The following is a 14,814-nucleotide window of genomic DNA, read 5'->3' as shown; positions in this document are numbered from 1 at the left end:
GAGCTGGGATCAGCTACCTTCCATCCGGATTAGCGCCGTGTCCCTATTGGCTACGAAAGCCTCCATTCCGCCCATAGACTGGCAGAGTACAATCCCATACGCTGGGCATAGCAAAGTGCCATGGAATACGAGCGCAATGGAAATAACCGACTCGGGGGGCGTAGCAGCAAAATACGGCTTCCTATATCAGGACTGTGTCGCTGCCTGGCTTGCAACTGAGATGCTCATGGACAGGGAAATGCGTGCCGTGCGTGTCGAGACCGTTGATGATGTAGATATCGTCTGGGCAGGTTTCACAGAGTTCATCCAAGTCAAGGCTGCTGCCGAGAAGAAGTGGACACCGACCACAATCACAGATAATTCAACAAGCACTGCTGTCTCCTCGGCGAAGAGCAAGTCCGGGGGCAAGCCACGGAAAAAACGCATACCTGATTCATCGATGGTGCATAAATCGATGAAGCAAGCGAACATCCCAATTGGCAAATGCAGATTTCGGATCGTTTCAGCAGAGCGCCCGACGGGCCTCTTGGAGTACCTCCGAGTATTGCCGACCTCGCGAATTGGCAGGCCAGGACGACAAGAGCTAGTCGACGACCTCAACCAGCGAACTGCTAACTTTGTTGCCGCATCCAAAAACGATATCGGGCATTGGGTAGATTCGACTTGGTGGCAGGTATATGCGTCGGTACACGAAATCGAACTTATGGGTATTAAAAATATCCGCAACGCGGCTCTAGAGGTCGTTGGCGTAAGCCTGAGTTCCGATGTCGCTGCCGAGGCAATTTGGCGAGACATCGTTTACACACTAACCAAGAAAAGTGCGCTTTCCAGAAAAGTCTACTGCGAAGACGATAAGACCTACTATCGAAACAATCTCATCGACTGGTTTAAATCTGAGATTTTGATACACGAGAAATCCGCATATACGAGTACAAAAATATACGCAAACAAAAAACTCCAACCCATTCTCGTGCACCTCCACACGCATGCGCCCAGCTGCGGAAGCATCACAAGATGCGGAAAAGTAATGCACCAGCATTACAGCATTAGAAACTACAGATATAGCTACATCTCAGAAAGTGTAATTAAATGGATTGATGAAATCCTACTGATGCCAGAGGAAATAGCGGACATCACAGGCATATCAACAAGTGATCGATACCGGATCTTGTTATCTCGATTGGAAGCATCCATGAGCGAGCTTGGGGATTTTCTTGGAAAAGTATTACTTCACTCTTGTATCCGAAGCCAACATACGAGCCAGCCAATACCTGCCTCTCTATATATTGAGAAACCCTTCGAGGTAAAAGTCCTCGAGAATGTTCATATCGTCCCAAGAGCCTCAGGAGGTGATGAGCTTTGGGTAGGGTTTAGCCACCTTTACAACGGTTCCGACCTAGCCGAATGTTTGAACAATCTTCGAACGATTCTATACACAGACATCATCGAAAATATCGATTCGGCTCGTTCCAAAATTCTTGAAATCAAACAAGACTCCTACTTGCTCCAGCACGATATTGATGAGCTCCTCGAAACCAGTCAAACTTTCGATATCCACCTAAACAGGTATCGTTTTATAATTTTTCTTGGTTACAACTCCATTTTGCTGACCGAGCCCGAGACACCGGGTTATGAGCCAGAACTTTATACAGAAACTAAGAAACTATTCGATAATTTTTCGTCAGACTTAAAAACCAGCGGGTTCGGAGAGGTAGTGATCGATCTTCACCTTTACCCTGTACCGAACATAGATAGATTGTTATCCGAAGTAAAGAAGGCGCTGGAGAAGGCTTGTGCTTGAAAACTACGAATCCGCGCTCCAAAGCCTGCAACATCCAAACTTCTCGGCCTTTGCCTACCTCAAAACCGCTGAGCAGCTCCTATCTAATCCGAAGTACAGGAGCTCCGGGCGAGAGCTTGTCATTCGAGCCTTGGACTCTCGAAGCCAATTTTCGGGAGTTCATGCATTACTACGCCACCTAGTTCGGAAATCTGGGCTATATCCATATTTGAAAACACAGTTTCAAGATCTGTCGCTTGCGGAGGAGTTTGTCTTAGAGGCATATCAGACGCCTATATCAACAGATATCGTCTTTCACTCCATGCAATTCAAAATCTACGAGTTGCTTCTTGAATATCGAAACGTGATCCTGAGTGCACCGACTAGCATGGGTAAGAGCGCTATCGTTGACTCGCTGATCGCGTCTGGGAAATTTAATAAACTCGTAATTGTCCTCCCCACTGTCGCCTTGGTCGACGAAACACGACGTCGACTTGAAGAGCGTTTTGGACAAACATTTCAAATAATTCACCATGGCACACAGCGTTCTCGACAGGAGCACATTCTATATGTGTTGACACAAGAGCGTGTTAATGACCGGGACGATCTGATCGACATCGACCTATTCGTACTTGATGAATTTTACAAGCTCGCCTTCAAACGCAAGAAGGACGGCGAGATAGACGATGAAGATGAAAGAGTACCAGCTCTAAATTCGGCACTGAGCAAACTACTTCGCTGTTCCAAGCAGTTTTTCATGACAGGGCCATTTATCAACGGTGTAAGCGGACTGCCGTCGTCCAACCTGCATTACACGTTTATCCCTACCGACTACAACACGGTAGCTGTGGACGTCAAATTCTTCAACATTAAACCTGATAGCGTGAATGAGAAGAATGAGGCATTAGCGACAACACTCGAGCAGATCCATGGGCCTACCATCATTTACTGCAAATCTCCAGGCCGCGCGGTACAGGTTGCTAAATTTCTACTAAAATCCGGCTTTATGAAAGCCATCGAAGATGACTACCTCAGCTGGTTAGATCAACACTACCATCCCAAGTGGGAGTACACGCGCGCTTTTCGAAATGGGATAGGCCTTCACTACGGTGGACTACCCAGAGCTATGCAGCAATACACTATCGATAAGTTTAACCGTGGCGAACTCCCATTTCTGATCTGCACTTCAACTATCATTGAAGGCGTAAACACTGTCGCTAAGAACGTATTTATTTACGATAATCGAGCCGGTAACTTCAGCATTGATCGGTTCACGCATGGGAATATAAAAGGCCGAGCAGGACGGATGGGTGAGCATTTCGTCGGTAAGGTTTTTTGCATGGAAGAACTACCAAAACAAAGCGACTGTTTTGAGGTAGTGATACCTCTAGGAAAACAAACAGAAGAGCTGCCCTTAAATTTCCTCGCAGGCATTCAGCCGGAACATTTGACAGATTTCTCCCAATCCAGGTTCGATGCCGGGACGTCAGCCAGCAGGGCTGGGAAGGATTTTCTGAGGAAACATGCCTCATTCAAACTGGAAATTATTGAAGCAGCATTCAGCTTCGTAGACATGTCCGATGAAAGTGAATTCCACAGTTGCTTATTCTCAGGCGTCCCCAAAGCAGGATTCGCAAATTTCCTGTCTCGTTTCGTTGATCGTGTTTGCTCTGGCTCATTTAAAAAACTAGGGCTGATCAATAACATCAGCGTTATCAATGCCAGAGTCTCTGCCTACCTAATGGCGACCAGCCACGAAAGCTACCTAACCCAACAAATATCTCGCATACCATCCAGTGTCGATAGCGAAGAATTATCCGAGCAAATAAATCATGCCCTAAACTTTGCGAGTCGGATATTTGGTTATGCCATACCTAAAGCACTAGCTCTACTTGAGGACATCGTCAACCTCAAGCTAGAGGAGAGGGGTAAAGACTACCGGGTATCCTATGGGCATCTGCGCAGTGTTTTCGAAAACTATCATTTGCATCCGGCATGGGCCGGGCTTGAAGAGATGGGAATCCCTGTCCAATTGCTTCATAAGCTCGGAACACGATTTCCATTTGCAGAAGAGGCAAGCGTAGACGATGCTTCTCGAATCTTGCGTGAAAACCTGGATCGACTCCAAAGCCTAACCTTGCTTGAGCGGCATTTCATCGATAGAGCGCTAGGTCGAGTAAAGCGGTGAATGAACTAATTAGACGAAGGGCGCCGCCAGCAACTTTGTCTTTGATCAGCTCACCCGCAGGCTTCGGCCCTTAGTAGGTATCGTCAGGCTTCCAGCCTGCCTCTACATCCTCGGAGCTCGGAAAGGCGGTAGCGCCATTCCGTCAATACTGAGATCTATAAGATGCTTACATAAACAAGTGGGTCGAAACGCATGAACAGGCCGCTCTTCGACTTTGACCTCAAACGCGTCTCGCACCAGCACTACATAACAGGCAAAGCCGCCATCAATTTCCCCCATCCAGGAAGCACCACGGGTGGGTGGCATTTCCTTTCCTATTTTGATCGGGAATCCGGCGAGACCAAAGTGTCATTGGCAGGCATCCATTATCCTGACACCGCAGCCTACTTTGGTGACCTTGGCATCATCGACGTGACCGATGAGCTAGCAAAGCGTGGATGGTCTGTGGAGGGCCGACGTCTGTTCATGGCCGATCACTACCGAGCCGCTGCGGACATGATCGTTAGATGGGCATTGAGTGAGTCTATCCACTGCAACGTCGAGATCGATGATTGGTTTCCCTCTCGTGCGGAGAGAGAGCGACTGCTTGAGATTCTAGATACAGGAAGGTCAAAGCTTTCCGAGGTTGGCCGATGGCAAAAAGTGGAATCGTGGCTGTGTACGCAAACCTTCAGCTAGGCGCTTGAACAATCCAATTGGCTGTCGCCGGCTCCCTGCGTGGCAGCTACCGGGCCGACCGTGATCATGGGTCTTATCCAGTCGGCGCGCTTCGATGGGCTGAATCTGTGTGAATATCTCAGGGACGGTTGGCGAGCCTGCGAGCGCAGGTGGCGAGAAAGCTTGAACAGCAACGACTTTGCCAATGGTCACAGGCCCATTCGAGCGGTGTGAGCAATGATTATCGAGGCGGTTCTCAATCTAATGGAATCGACGTGGGTATTTGCCATTCAGGTTTTTTATCAACCTGGCTGTCGAAAATCTGCCGGGCCTTGCGGAAATCCTCGACGTTCTCGACTACCCAAGTCCAGATAGGGGACATACGAACCAACAGCCCCATACCGAGCGGAGTCAGCTCATACTCGACACGTGGCGGAACCTCACCGAACTCGCGGCGAACCACTAGGCCATCTCGCTCCATGGAGCGTAGCGTCTTGGTCAACATCCGCTGAGTTACACCAGTCATCTGCCTTTTTATTTCGGCATGACGCATGGTGCCGTACACCCCCAAGGCGTGCAGGATGCCCAACGACCAGCGGCTGCCTGCGTGAGCAAGCACTTCCCGCCTGACACCATCATCATCTTCTCTCAACGTTCGGCAGATTGTCTCTGCCTGACTAAGAGCCTCCTGATCGGTCATTTCATTGTCTGGTATCACAGGTGTGCCTTCTTACGAGCGTTGCCTAATCGTGCAAGCATTGGTTCATCTTACAGGCAACAGGTCTCAGGAGAAATCATGACCGAAGTGACCCAATTTTCCCCGCAATCCATTCTGGTTCTAGGCGCCGGTGAGCTTGGGCTCCCGGTCTTGCGCAATCTCGCGAGCGTGGCAGCGCGCGCGCCCGGTTCCACAATCAGCGTCCTTCTCAGGGACTCGACCATCAACACTGAAGTGCCTGAGAAAAAGGCCGAAATCGATGGGCTTCGTGGCCTAGGCATCCAGATGGTGGCCGCAGACCTTGTGAACGACTCTATCGATCAACTGGCTGAGGTATTCGCACGCTTCGATACCGTAATAGGCTGTGCGGGCATGGTCGCAGGCCGGGAAACTCCGATGAAGCTGGCTACCGCTGCGCTCAAGTCCGGTGTGAAGCGCTACTTCCCTTGGCAGTTTGGTGTCGACTTCGAAGTAATCGGTCGGGGCAGTCCTCAGGATCTGTTCGATGCTCAGCTTGATGTTCGCGAATTGCTTCGTGCCCAGGATAAAACTGAATGGGTAATCATCTCGACTGGTATGTTCACGAGCTTTCTGTTCGAGCCAGTATTCGAGGTGGTTGATTTCGAAAACGATACAGTAAACGCGCTTGGTAGCCTCGAGACCAGCGTGACACTCACGACTCCAGACGACATCGGTGCATTGACAGCGGAAATCGTTTTTTTCGAACCGCGCTTTAGCAATGAAATCGTTTATCTCTCAGGAGACACAGTGACGTATGAAGAGGTTGCAAGCCTTCTCGAACGCGTACTGGGCCGTCCATTCAAACGTAACGTGTGGACTGTTCCGTACTTGCTCCAAGAGTTGGAGAAAGACCCAACGCATCACATCAAGAAGTACCGCGCTGTATTCGCCCAGGGCAGCGGCGTGGCCTGGCCTAAAGCGGGTACCTTCAACGCGCAGCAGGCGATTCTAGTCACGACCGCTCAGGAGTGGGCGCAGGCAAATCTGGCATCAGGCTCACCAGCCGATTGATTAATGAGCTAAAGCCGTCCACGGGCGGGCAGGATGTCTCGCTCGAGAATATCGAGCACGTGTGTCACCTCTGGATCTACGAATAGATAACTTGGCCGGACGGTTTCAGATAACCGTCCCGCAAAGTAGTTCAAGCTTCGAAAAAAGCACGGCAGGCGTTCATCAGAGCAGTTGCGTCATTTAGAGCTCGGTGGTGCCTGGCTGTCGCCAGTCGCCGGTAGATTTCACTGGCAGCCTCCCGGCCCACAAAAACCTCCAAAGGCTTCAACTCGAAGGTAGGTATCAGATCTGCTGCCTCGTAGAGCACATCGAGCCAAAAACCGTCCTGAGGTGAATCACTGCAAAGCACTTGCCCTGAAAACAGCCTGTTCATATTTGTCGCCATAGCGACTGGGGTCTCACCTTCTTGATGTAACTGATCTTGAGTGAGACCGTGCATGTCTTGCGCGTCAAACGACCAGTGCGTCCAGTACCGGACGGGCTTGATAAGCGAGCTGAAGGTGGCCTCACTCGACACGACGGCAACTTCAATCGGATAGCTGTCAGGAGCTATTCCAGAAGCTTCAAAATCAATAAAAAAAGAAGGCCGTTCCACCTTGCTGCTCCTGTTTGAGGCTGCGATCTTCAGCGGCTACACCGACTGCTTATGTGTTTGCGCCGCCATCGCTCGAACCAGCAGTTCTAACTGTTAGCAGCCTGTGCAGCTCGGTGATTTTTCAGATGCTGCATCTCACGCTCCCATTCAGTCAGAAATTTATCCCAGTCTGCGGCGTAGGGCCCCTCAGGAATCCTGGTTGATCCGATGCTCGCTTGCAGAAAGCGTTCTCGCCAGGGCTGCGGAATAGTCCGCTCCAAGATGATGTCGATTCCGGAGTTATGACGCATCATCGAGACAGAGTTACGAACCTCAATGAGTTCGCGTGGCTTATCGCTACAGGGGGTGTCGTTTCGCTCTTGGTCGTCAAGATCATCGAGGATGCCAAGGAGGTAGGATGCTTTGGGATCACCAGGACGGAGGCTGGCAAGTGCCCACAGAGTCCTTCGCCTAGCGCCCTCAAGCTGACGGAGTTCATCGTGGGTCATTTCAGCCGCATCCTTGTTGATTTGATATCGGGCAGTAGCTATGGCGTGCCGCCTGCGGCGGAAGGCTGGCGCAGCGAGACCGGAGCCGGGGCAGGTGTAACCGTGCCCTACGTACAGGATTATTACTTATGGAGCTTACTGAAGCGACTCGATAGCACTGCAGCTTCGGTAGTTTCCCAAGCTTCAGGATCAGACGTAGCGTTAAACATCACCCATGCCCTCCACAGGAAAAAGGCGGCAACCAAGCTCGACTCAATTACTGCAAATACCGTAGTGGTATACATATAATCTGAATTTTCTCCAAATAAGAAAAGCACTGGAAATATCGAAGCTATCCAGCCGGCGACGAAAGTTAAGCAAAATGCGATGACCGCAGTGACCATCAGAAAAAGCGGGACTTGATATCTATACTGGGTAGCAAATGATTTCTCGCCGTTCTGCTTCGCTAGGCCGTACAAGATGCCTGTGTTTTTTTCCTTGTCATTACTTCTTTTAAAAAGCCCATACAAAGTTACACTCTCGCCGGCTTCTAACTCTTCGTAAAGCTTATTCGACACTTGCAAATTTGGGATAACTGCACCGTCAATGCTGACTTTAGCTTTATGTCCGCCGTTCATTCGATCAACAGATCGAACGTAGTCAACTTTTCCTGAAACTTTCACGCAATCGAACTTCATCACTCACTATCCCTGACTTCGCTTAAAAAGTGGATCTGGTTTTTGCCAAGACGTCGCTCAGTGACGAATGCAGGCGGGCTTACGCAGGCCATAAACGGAGGACTTGATGAGCGCGTCTCCCATCGAGACGCCCTTGACCGTGTCTTAGGTGCTGCTCTCATGACCAATCCATCACCAATCCAAACATCCCGCCGTTATGATCAAACGACTGCTTGGCAAACCATATGTCACGATAATATCACTATAGTCTGTTTATCGAAACACGCTTGCCGTGGCTCTATCCTCGCTTTTGGGGATCCGACTCATGAATCTGAAGGAAGCGCTGGCGGGGGCATTACGCGGAGCCCGTGCACACCAAGGGTTGAGTTACGAGGATCTGGCGGGAGCAACGCATAGAACGAATGTAGGGAAGCTTGAACAGGCCAGGACGACGCCGACGCTGGAGAAACTGGACGAGATCGCTGACTACTTAGGCCTCGACCTTTTGACTATGGTCACTCTCGCCATTGCTGCGCAGGGTGACGAACTTCCATCCGAGGCTTTGCAACGTACTGCGTTGCGAATCAGGGAGTTTGAGATGTCGGGAGGGTGGCAGTTAGTAGAGGAGCAATTCAGTGATGGAAAGCTCATCAAGCGCTCCCAGGGAAAGCCTAAGCAACCGCTTAATGCGGAATACATTCGAGCCTTGAGAGCGCAAGGTTTCGACAGGAAAACAATCGCTGAAAAGCTCGGCATTGCCAGAAGCACAGTCCAAAAATATTGGAATACATAAGCCTGCAGAACATCAGCAATCCTGCAATCTAAGCAAATCGCGGTTTATGGCGCGCCCTATCGGGTCGGTTGTCGTAAACCATGCCATGGCTGACGCCAAGTCATGGCCCTCTGGGCTTCCATCCTCGCATCTCCGGCCTTACTGGCCTGCGCGCTCCGCTTGCTCTGGTTATTTTCATCGACGGAAGAAATTCGGTATACCTCAGCCCTGCGCAATAGAGTGTAGTCATCCTGTCCGTCCAGATTTCTGTTGGAAGGTGCAATTGCTGGGTGGACAATACGGGTTTGGCCACCTGGTAGCTCGCCATTGAGGAAGGAACCCCGCGCATGAGTCAGAAAGTCCTAAGGCTTCCTCGGAACGAGGTCGGTCGCGACTTTGTCGTCGGTGACATCCATTTCAAGACGATTGATCTTCATAAAGGATTGTTGAAGCTAGGTTTCGACAAAGCTATCGACCGAGTCATTGGGGTGGGTGATCTCATAGATCGCGGGCCTGGAGTCCTCGACGGTCTGAAGCTTCTTGGTGAGCCGTGGTTCTTCACCGTTCAAGGTAACCATGAGCAGATGCTTATCAACGCTTATAGGGAAGACCCCAGCGCTCGTTATGTAGCTCATGGTGCAGGCTGGTGGTCGACCATCGCTGACGAATCGAAAGAGATGGTCATTGGGAAGCTCGAGAGCCTTCCCACAGTCATAGAAATCGAGTCCCCTCGCGGTTTGGTTGGCGTTGTTCATGCTGATGTCCCTGCCGGGATGTCATGGGTCGAGTTCACTCGAGACATATCAATCCCTGCTGTAGAAGAGATCGCGCTATGGGGGCGCGAGCGGATCAAAAAGCACCATCGAGAAGGTGTCAAAGGGGTCTGGCGTGTGTGCACGGGGCACACCTGGATTCCAGAGCCTGTTCGGCTAGGGAACGTTCTTGCACTTGATTGCACCGGAGGGGGTGAAGGGCCACTAGCTGTCTATTGCGTTCAGGCGGACACGATTTATGTGGAGGGGCGCCCCGTGTCACTTGACCAATCGGAGGCTGTTACCGAGCTACTGGACGAACTTGAGCAGGCTTTAGGTCATCTTAAGGCCACCACCAACGCTAACAAGCTAATTGAGTCACAACGCTTGAGCCATGAGGCCGACGAGTTAGCTCGTCGAGTGAACACTACCTGGCTGACTTTGCGTTCGGAAATTGGTGAGTCTCAGAAGTTACTTAATGCGCTTCACGGACTCAGCTTGCTCACCGGCGAACGAAGGGAAGCTAAGCTCGAAGAGCTGAAATTCAAGCATGCCGGCACCCAGATTGAGGGATTGCTGTCGAGGCTTCTTGATTGAGGGTTGAGTACCAGTAACCTTGGGGATCTAACAGAAATGATGGCCGAATCTGTGCGAGTAGTTCGTAAATGAAGCATGTGAGACTAATACGACATGGAGAAAGCGCTGCGAACGCGGGCGAAGCCACTTTAGATCACGCGACCATTACTCTCACCCCAAGAGGAGTTGAGCAAGCGCAGCTGGTGGCATTGTCGTTCAACCATGCTCCGGCTCTGATCGTTGCCTCGCCTTTCACCCGAGCGCACTCAACCGCTATGGCGACCGCAGCGGTGTTTCCTCTTATCCCTTTTGAAACCTGGCCCATCCACGAATTCACTTACCTCGAACCTGAGCGTTGCGCTAATACAACCGTCGCTCAAAGACGAGAATGGGTTGAGGCGTATTGGGCCAAAGCAGATCCTGGTTTCACGGATGGTGAAGGCGCTGAGTCATTTCTAGATTTCATAGCTAGAGCTCAGTCTTTCTTGGAGTATGTTGCAAAGCATCCCGCCCAAGACATCGTTGCGTACTCTCATGGCCAGTTCATTAACGCTGTAGCCTGGCTAATTGAGCGCAAATCGCTCGGCATTGACGGCGGAGCTATGGTGGACTGGCGTGAGTATGAGATCGCAAACCACGTGCCCAATTGTGGTGAGTGTCTGCTTTCGAAAGATACCGACGAAGCCGGTTGGAAAGTAAGCCGGTCAGCCACTAGGGAGCCACGAATGGACCCCACTTGGCGCGTGCCGGGCAGAGCTTATCAAGTCACTCGAGATCCAGAACGTCTGCTCATTGAGGAGCGCGCCGAAACTCTCGCAGCAGCAGGCTACCCTCCGCCAGACGATGATCCGGCTATGTACGCTGAGCAAAGGCTGAAAGAGGCCAGAACCGCAGCTCGTTCATCCCAAGTAGGTAGCGTTAGCGGAAACACTACGGCGGAGATCTCAGCGAGAAAGGTATGCCAATTATTGCGAGAGGTCATCTTCGAGCGACGGTCGATGACCAAGGTCAGTCAGCCGTCTTGGGATGAGATTTATGCGGGCCATTTCGTGGTGAGCGTCGAGGGTTGGCGGATATCGATCTACAACGACTGTGACACGCTCGACTACTGCGAAGAGTGCATCAGCTCTGATGGGCGACGCTGGTCGTTTGACTCTGGAGATCGCTTTGGTACTGACCCAATAGCGTTGCTCAGCACTTGGGAACATCAGACGCTTGAGCGTCTCCTGAAAGCGCTCTAGGGAGCCAAGTTCGAACGGGCCTCTACGAGGACGGCTGTCGTAAACCAAGCCTCGATGTTGCCGAGTCTTGGCCCTGTGGGCTTCCATCCTCCCGCCTGCGCGCTCCGCTTGCTACTGACCCCTAGTCACCCTTCCAAGAGATTTGTGGCCCAATAGCCTCGTCGTAATTTGGACGTGCTGCTTGGATGGAAGTGAGTTGTGCATACCTGCCCTCGTACCCCCGCAGCCCGCTGATGGACAGTTCTAGGGGACGGAGGCGATAAACGTTAAAGGGAGCACCCCTGTCGAAACGTCCTTTTCCTTACTCAGCGGCGAAAGAGACGGTCTAGAACCAGCAGAGCAATTGCACCAATCGCGATTGCAGCAACTGGTTTCTCTTTAACGAACGTGGATACGCTGTCCAGGGCATCGCCATAGGTTTGAGTCAGCTGACCGGCAGCTTGGCGTCCCGCACCTTCGGCTTCCAGCTTCGAATCACCAAGCAGTTTTCCGACTGCGCTTTGGGCTTTACCGGCAACCTTTTCTACAACACCTTCTACCTGCTCACTTCTCATGATTGATTAAACCTTCGTATAAGTTGGAAGCTCAGAATGAGTGAACTGCGATGGCTACCATCCGATAGCCATCGCAGCGAAACGGTGTTACCGCCTAGAACTACTTTTTGTCTACGGCGTCTTTGACCTTGCCAGCCACTTGCTGTGCTTCACCTTTCTTTTCTTGGATGGCACCTTCGACCTGTAGCTTCTCATTGCCTGTGACCTTGCCGACACCTTGCTTCACGTTACCGATAGCTTCGTTGGCCAGGCCTTTGATTTTGTCTGAAGTACCACTCATGGTTGTCTCCCGGTTAGGAATAGGTGTCCTATCTGGACAGAAAAATTGACTGGCGACTGCGACCGGGAGTTCCACGGTTGACGACTACCACTCGTCGCCGGCCCTTCGAGTGCTATCTGGAAACAGATACATCGCTGTTCGGATGGAGAAACAATTTCTTGCTGTCCAAGCTATCAAAACAGCATGATCGCCCTACTGCCCTCAGCGATGCATAATCAGATGCCCCACATTCCTGCCCCCTTTCCTCCGAACGAGGATGAAAGAGCCCTGTCGCTAGAGCATCTCGGGGTGCTGGACTCAGCTCCGGAGAAAGAATTCGACGATATCGTCGTGCTCGCGAGCACCTTGTGTGAAGTGCCGGTCGCGCTGGTTTCTCTGGTGGATAGAGAACGCCAGTGGTTCAAGGCGTGCGTCGGGCTGGACGTGAGGGAGACGCATCGGGATCTGGCGTTTTGCGCGCACGCGATCCTGGCTACCGCCGATGTGTTGACTGTCGAAGATGCCAGACTCGACCCGCGCTTTGAACACAGCGCGCTGGTGCTTGGCCCGCCCTACATTCGCTTTTACGCGGGAGCTCCTATCATTGACGATACGGGGCACGCTCTGGGTACGGTGTGCGTGATTGATACCAAGCCGCGAACCCTGACAGCACCACAGCGCACGGCATTGTTGGCATTGGCGAGACAGACCGCTTCGTTGTTGCAATTGCGCCTGCTCAGACATCAAATAGAGCGGCGAGCAGAAATGCTTGAACAAGAACTGGCTCAGGCGAATGCACTTAATCAAGTGGCCGAAGAGTCACTGCGTCACGCCAAGCGTATCTCCTCCTTGGGAATGGTCACGGCCAGTATTGCGCACGACTTCAACAATATTCTTCAAGCGCTAAGCGCAAGTTTGCAGATGATCCGCTTGCGCGCCAGACGACCAAAAGATGTCGAGCAATTTAGTGATACCGGATTGCAGACGGTCGAACAGGGACGGCAGTTGGTCAATCATCTGCTTTCTTGTGTTCGACTCGACAGCCCAAATTTGGTGTGCGTTGACGTTAATGCTCGACTTGATGCAATGCGCGATGTGTTGTCTCGCACCGCGACCGAAAGTGTTGAGCTGACTTTCGACCTGTCAGCCCCCGACACCGCAGTGATGTGTGAAGAAGCCCAGTTGAATGCAGCTGTCTTGAACCTTCTCACAAATGCCAGGGATGCGCTCGGGCCAGCAGGAAGTATCTGCATTTCAACGCGACTGATGCGGGTTGATGATGACGTAACACTGGCTGGAGGCAATTACGTCGTGCTCAGCGTCACTGATACCGGGCCAGGTATACCAGATGACCTGGCGGCTAAAATTTTTGATCCTTTTTTCACCACAAAGGAAAGAGGAAAAGGTACGGGCTTGGGCTTATCGCAAGTCCGTAAGTTCGCAGAGAACGCTGGGGGCACGGTCATGGTGGATAATGCACCCGACAAGGGAACAGTCGTATCTTTGTACTTGAAATCATTGGGTCGAACCGACTCTGCGATTATTCCCACATAATCATCGTGGCTTAAGTAACCTTCTTGACATGATTTGCCTGTATGCCGGCCTGATACGCTGTTGTTCCGTAAGTGTATGGCCAATACAGGTTGTGCGACCAACGGGCTGATCCGTAGATGTTAGAATCAGTGGCAAGTCTGACCTAACGCGGGCGCGCATTGGGCGTTTTGGGACGTCAACCTTGGATAACCAGACGGGCCGGAAGGTGCAGTAATGTTTCTTAGTCTTGAAGTTCGCAGCTATGAGAGGGAAGACCGTCACCACCACCACGAGCATGCTCAATTGGTACTGCCGATTCGTGGCGAAATGGAAATTGACGTAAACGGTCGCGGCGGCTGCATTGATCAGTCATTGGCAGCGCTTGTGACACCTGGCTCGATCCATTCGCAGCAGACTAACCTTGATAGCCGTTTTTTAGTTTTGGACTGTGCGCCGACGATTATGGAAACGCTCCAGATCGAGCGTCTTGCTCAGAAAATATATGTGCCCATTTCCCCCGCTACTCGTCGGCTTATAGAGTTCGCTGAGCTAATCGGCAATGCACAATTGTCCATCGCGGCCTCCCAATTGGGGCCTCTGCTTTTATCGTCTCTAAATCCGGATATCTCCCGCTTTCCAGACCCCATGAAGCAGTTGATCGCTCGTATTCAGGCGGATCCTGGAGCGAACTGGAGCAATGAAAGCATGGCTCAAGTAGCAAAAATGAGCATGAGTCAGATGCACCAACGTTTCCGGCTAATGTTCGAGATGAGTCCTCAAGTTTGGTTGACTGATTTACGCCTGCAAGAAGCTCAACGATGGTTGCGTGGAACCTCATTGACCATATCCGAGATTGCCTTGCGTGCCGGCTTTAGCGACCAGGCATCGCTGACCCGTGCCATGCAGCGCGTGAGGGCCACGACCCCGGCGGTTTATCGTAAAACGCAAAAACAGTCTGGGTAAAAAATCCCGCAGTTACCGACAATACTCCCCGAATCAGTTGCTCCAGACTT

The 14,814-nt window shown here is 51.5% G+C and carries 15 protein-coding genes and 1 pseudogene; 10 read left to right on the top strand and 6 right to left on the bottom strand.

Going from position 1 to position 14,814, the window contains the following annotated elements:
- Positions 1 to 136: 136 nt before the first annotated feature.
- The 3 genes from ATH90_RS08305 (at position 137) to ATH90_RS08295 (ending at position 4,646) form a co-directional block, all read left to right on the top strand.
- Entirely contained in the window at positions 137 to 1,801 is a 1,665-nt protein-coding gene (locus ATH90_RS08305) for a dsDNA nuclease domain-containing protein (RefSeq protein WP_098466044.1), read from the top strand.
- The gene (locus ATH90_RS08300) at positions 1,794 to 3,968 is read left to right on the top strand and encodes a DEAD/DEAH box helicase (RefSeq protein WP_098466043.1); all 2,175 of its coding nucleotides are present in this window, start codon (positions 1,794 to 1,796) and stop codon (positions 3,966 to 3,968) included. The genes ATH90_RS08305 and ATH90_RS08300 overlap by 8 nt, the downstream gene beginning before the upstream one ends.
- Positions 3,969 to 4,160: 192 nt before the next feature.
- Complete coding sequence (locus tag ATH90_RS08295) at positions 4,161 to 4,646, top strand: hypothetical protein (protein ID WP_098466042.1); 486 nt, start codon at positions 4,161 to 4,163, stop codon at positions 4,644 to 4,646.
- 235 nt (positions 4,647 to 4,881) lie between these two features.
- On the opposite strand, the gene ATH90_RS08290 is transcribed toward ATH90_RS08295, so the two are convergent.
- Positions 4,882 to 5,325 (bottom strand): winged helix-turn-helix transcriptional regulator, encoded by a 444-nt coding sequence (locus tag ATH90_RS08290; protein WP_098466041.1) that lies wholly within the window; start codon positions 5,323 to 5,325, stop codon positions 4,882 to 4,884.
- A 96-nt stretch (positions 5,326 to 5,421) separates the two neighbouring features.
- Here ATH90_RS08290 and ATH90_RS08285 point away from each other — a divergent pair, with 96 nt between their 5' ends.
- Positions 5,422 to 6,375 carry an aromatic alcohol reductase gene (locus ATH90_RS08285; protein ID WP_098466040.1) on the top strand — a complete coding sequence of 318 codons (954 nt, stop codon included), beginning with the start codon at positions 5,422 to 5,424 and terminating at the stop codon, positions 6,373 to 6,375.
- Positions 6,376 to 6,505: 130 nt separating this feature from the next.
- On the opposite strand, the gene ATH90_RS08280 is transcribed toward ATH90_RS08285, so the two are convergent.
- The 3 genes from ATH90_RS08280 to ATH90_RS08270 all read right to left on the bottom strand — a co-directional run bounded on the left by ATH90_RS08280 (position 6,506) and on the right by ATH90_RS08270 (position 8,135).
- A complete protein-coding gene (locus tag ATH90_RS08280) occupies positions 6,506 to 6,970 on the bottom strand; it encodes a 3'-5' exonuclease family protein (protein ID WP_098466039.1) in 465 nt (154 codons plus the stop codon).
- Between the two features lie 86 nt (positions 6,971 to 7,056).
- Positions 7,057 to 7,458: a hypothetical protein gene (locus ATH90_RS08275; protein WP_098466038.1), complete on the bottom strand. Its 402-nt coding sequence runs from the start codon at positions 7,456 to 7,458 to the stop codon at positions 7,057 to 7,059.
- Between the two features lie 122 nt (positions 7,459 to 7,580).
- Positions 7,581 to 8,135 carry a hypothetical protein gene (locus ATH90_RS08270; protein WP_215729431.1) on the bottom strand — a complete coding sequence of 185 codons (555 nt, stop codon included), beginning with the start codon at positions 8,133 to 8,135 and terminating at the stop codon, positions 7,581 to 7,583.
- 304 nt (positions 8,136 to 8,439) lie between these two features.
- On the opposite strand from ATH90_RS08270, the gene ATH90_RS08265 reads away from it, so the two are divergent.
- The 4 genes and pseudogenes from ATH90_RS08265 to ATH90_RS29865 all read left to right on the top strand — a co-directional run bounded on the left by ATH90_RS08265 (position 8,440) and on the right by ATH90_RS29865 (position 11,455).
- Entirely contained in the window at positions 8,440 to 8,907 is a 468-nt protein-coding gene (locus tag ATH90_RS08265; RefSeq protein ID WP_098466036.1) for a helix-turn-helix domain-containing protein, read from the top strand.
- Positions 8,908 to 9,233: 326 nt separating this feature from the next.
- Entirely contained in the window at positions 9,234 to 10,235 is a 1,002-nt protein-coding gene (locus ATH90_RS08260) for a metallophosphoesterase (protein ID WP_098466035.1), read from the top strand.
- A gap of 68 nt (positions 10,236 to 10,303) precedes the next feature.
- Positions 10,304 to 10,912 (top strand): annotated as a pseudogene (locus ATH90_RS29525) (histidine phosphatase family protein); the annotation flags it as partial.
- Between the two features lie 27 nt (positions 10,913 to 10,939).
- A complete protein-coding gene (locus ATH90_RS29865; protein WP_420884285.1) occupies positions 10,940 to 11,455 on the top strand; it encodes a DUF7693 family protein in 516 nt (171 codons plus the stop codon).
- Positions 11,456 to 11,760: 305 nt separating this feature from the next.
- Here the strand turns inward: ATH90_RS29865 and ATH90_RS08250 are convergent, their stop codons facing one another.
- Positions 11,761 to 12,009, bottom strand: coding sequence for a CsbD family protein (locus ATH90_RS08250; RefSeq protein ID WP_083221824.1), 249 nt, complete (start codon positions 12,007 to 12,009; stop codon positions 11,761 to 11,763).
- A 100-nt stretch (positions 12,010 to 12,109) separates the two neighbouring features.
- The gene (locus ATH90_RS08245) at positions 12,110 to 12,289 is read right to left on the bottom strand and encodes a CsbD family protein (protein WP_003191424.1); all 180 of its coding nucleotides are present in this window, start codon (positions 12,287 to 12,289) and stop codon (positions 12,110 to 12,112) included.
- A gap of 219 nt (positions 12,290 to 12,508) precedes the next feature.
- Between ATH90_RS08245 and ATH90_RS08240 the strand changes: the two genes are divergently transcribed.
- Together ATH90_RS08240 and ATH90_RS08235 are read left to right on the top strand one after the other, a co-directional pair.
- Entirely contained in the window at positions 12,509 to 13,822 is a 1,314-nt protein-coding gene (locus ATH90_RS08240) for a sensor histidine kinase (RefSeq protein WP_098467655.1), read from the top strand.
- Between the two features lie 213 nt (positions 13,823 to 14,035).
- A complete protein-coding gene (locus ATH90_RS08235) occupies positions 14,036 to 14,764 on the top strand; it encodes a helix-turn-helix domain-containing protein (RefSeq protein WP_098466033.1) in 729 nt (242 codons plus the stop codon).
- Positions 14,765 to 14,814 lie beyond the last annotated feature (50 nt).

The sequence above is a fragment of the Pseudomonas lurida genome, assembly GCF_002563895.1.
GTDB classification, from domain to species: domain Bacteria; phylum Pseudomonadota; class Gammaproteobacteria; order Pseudomonadales; family Pseudomonadaceae; genus Aquipseudomonas; species Aquipseudomonas lurida.
This window is presented reverse-complemented; position numbering and strand designations above follow the sequence as displayed.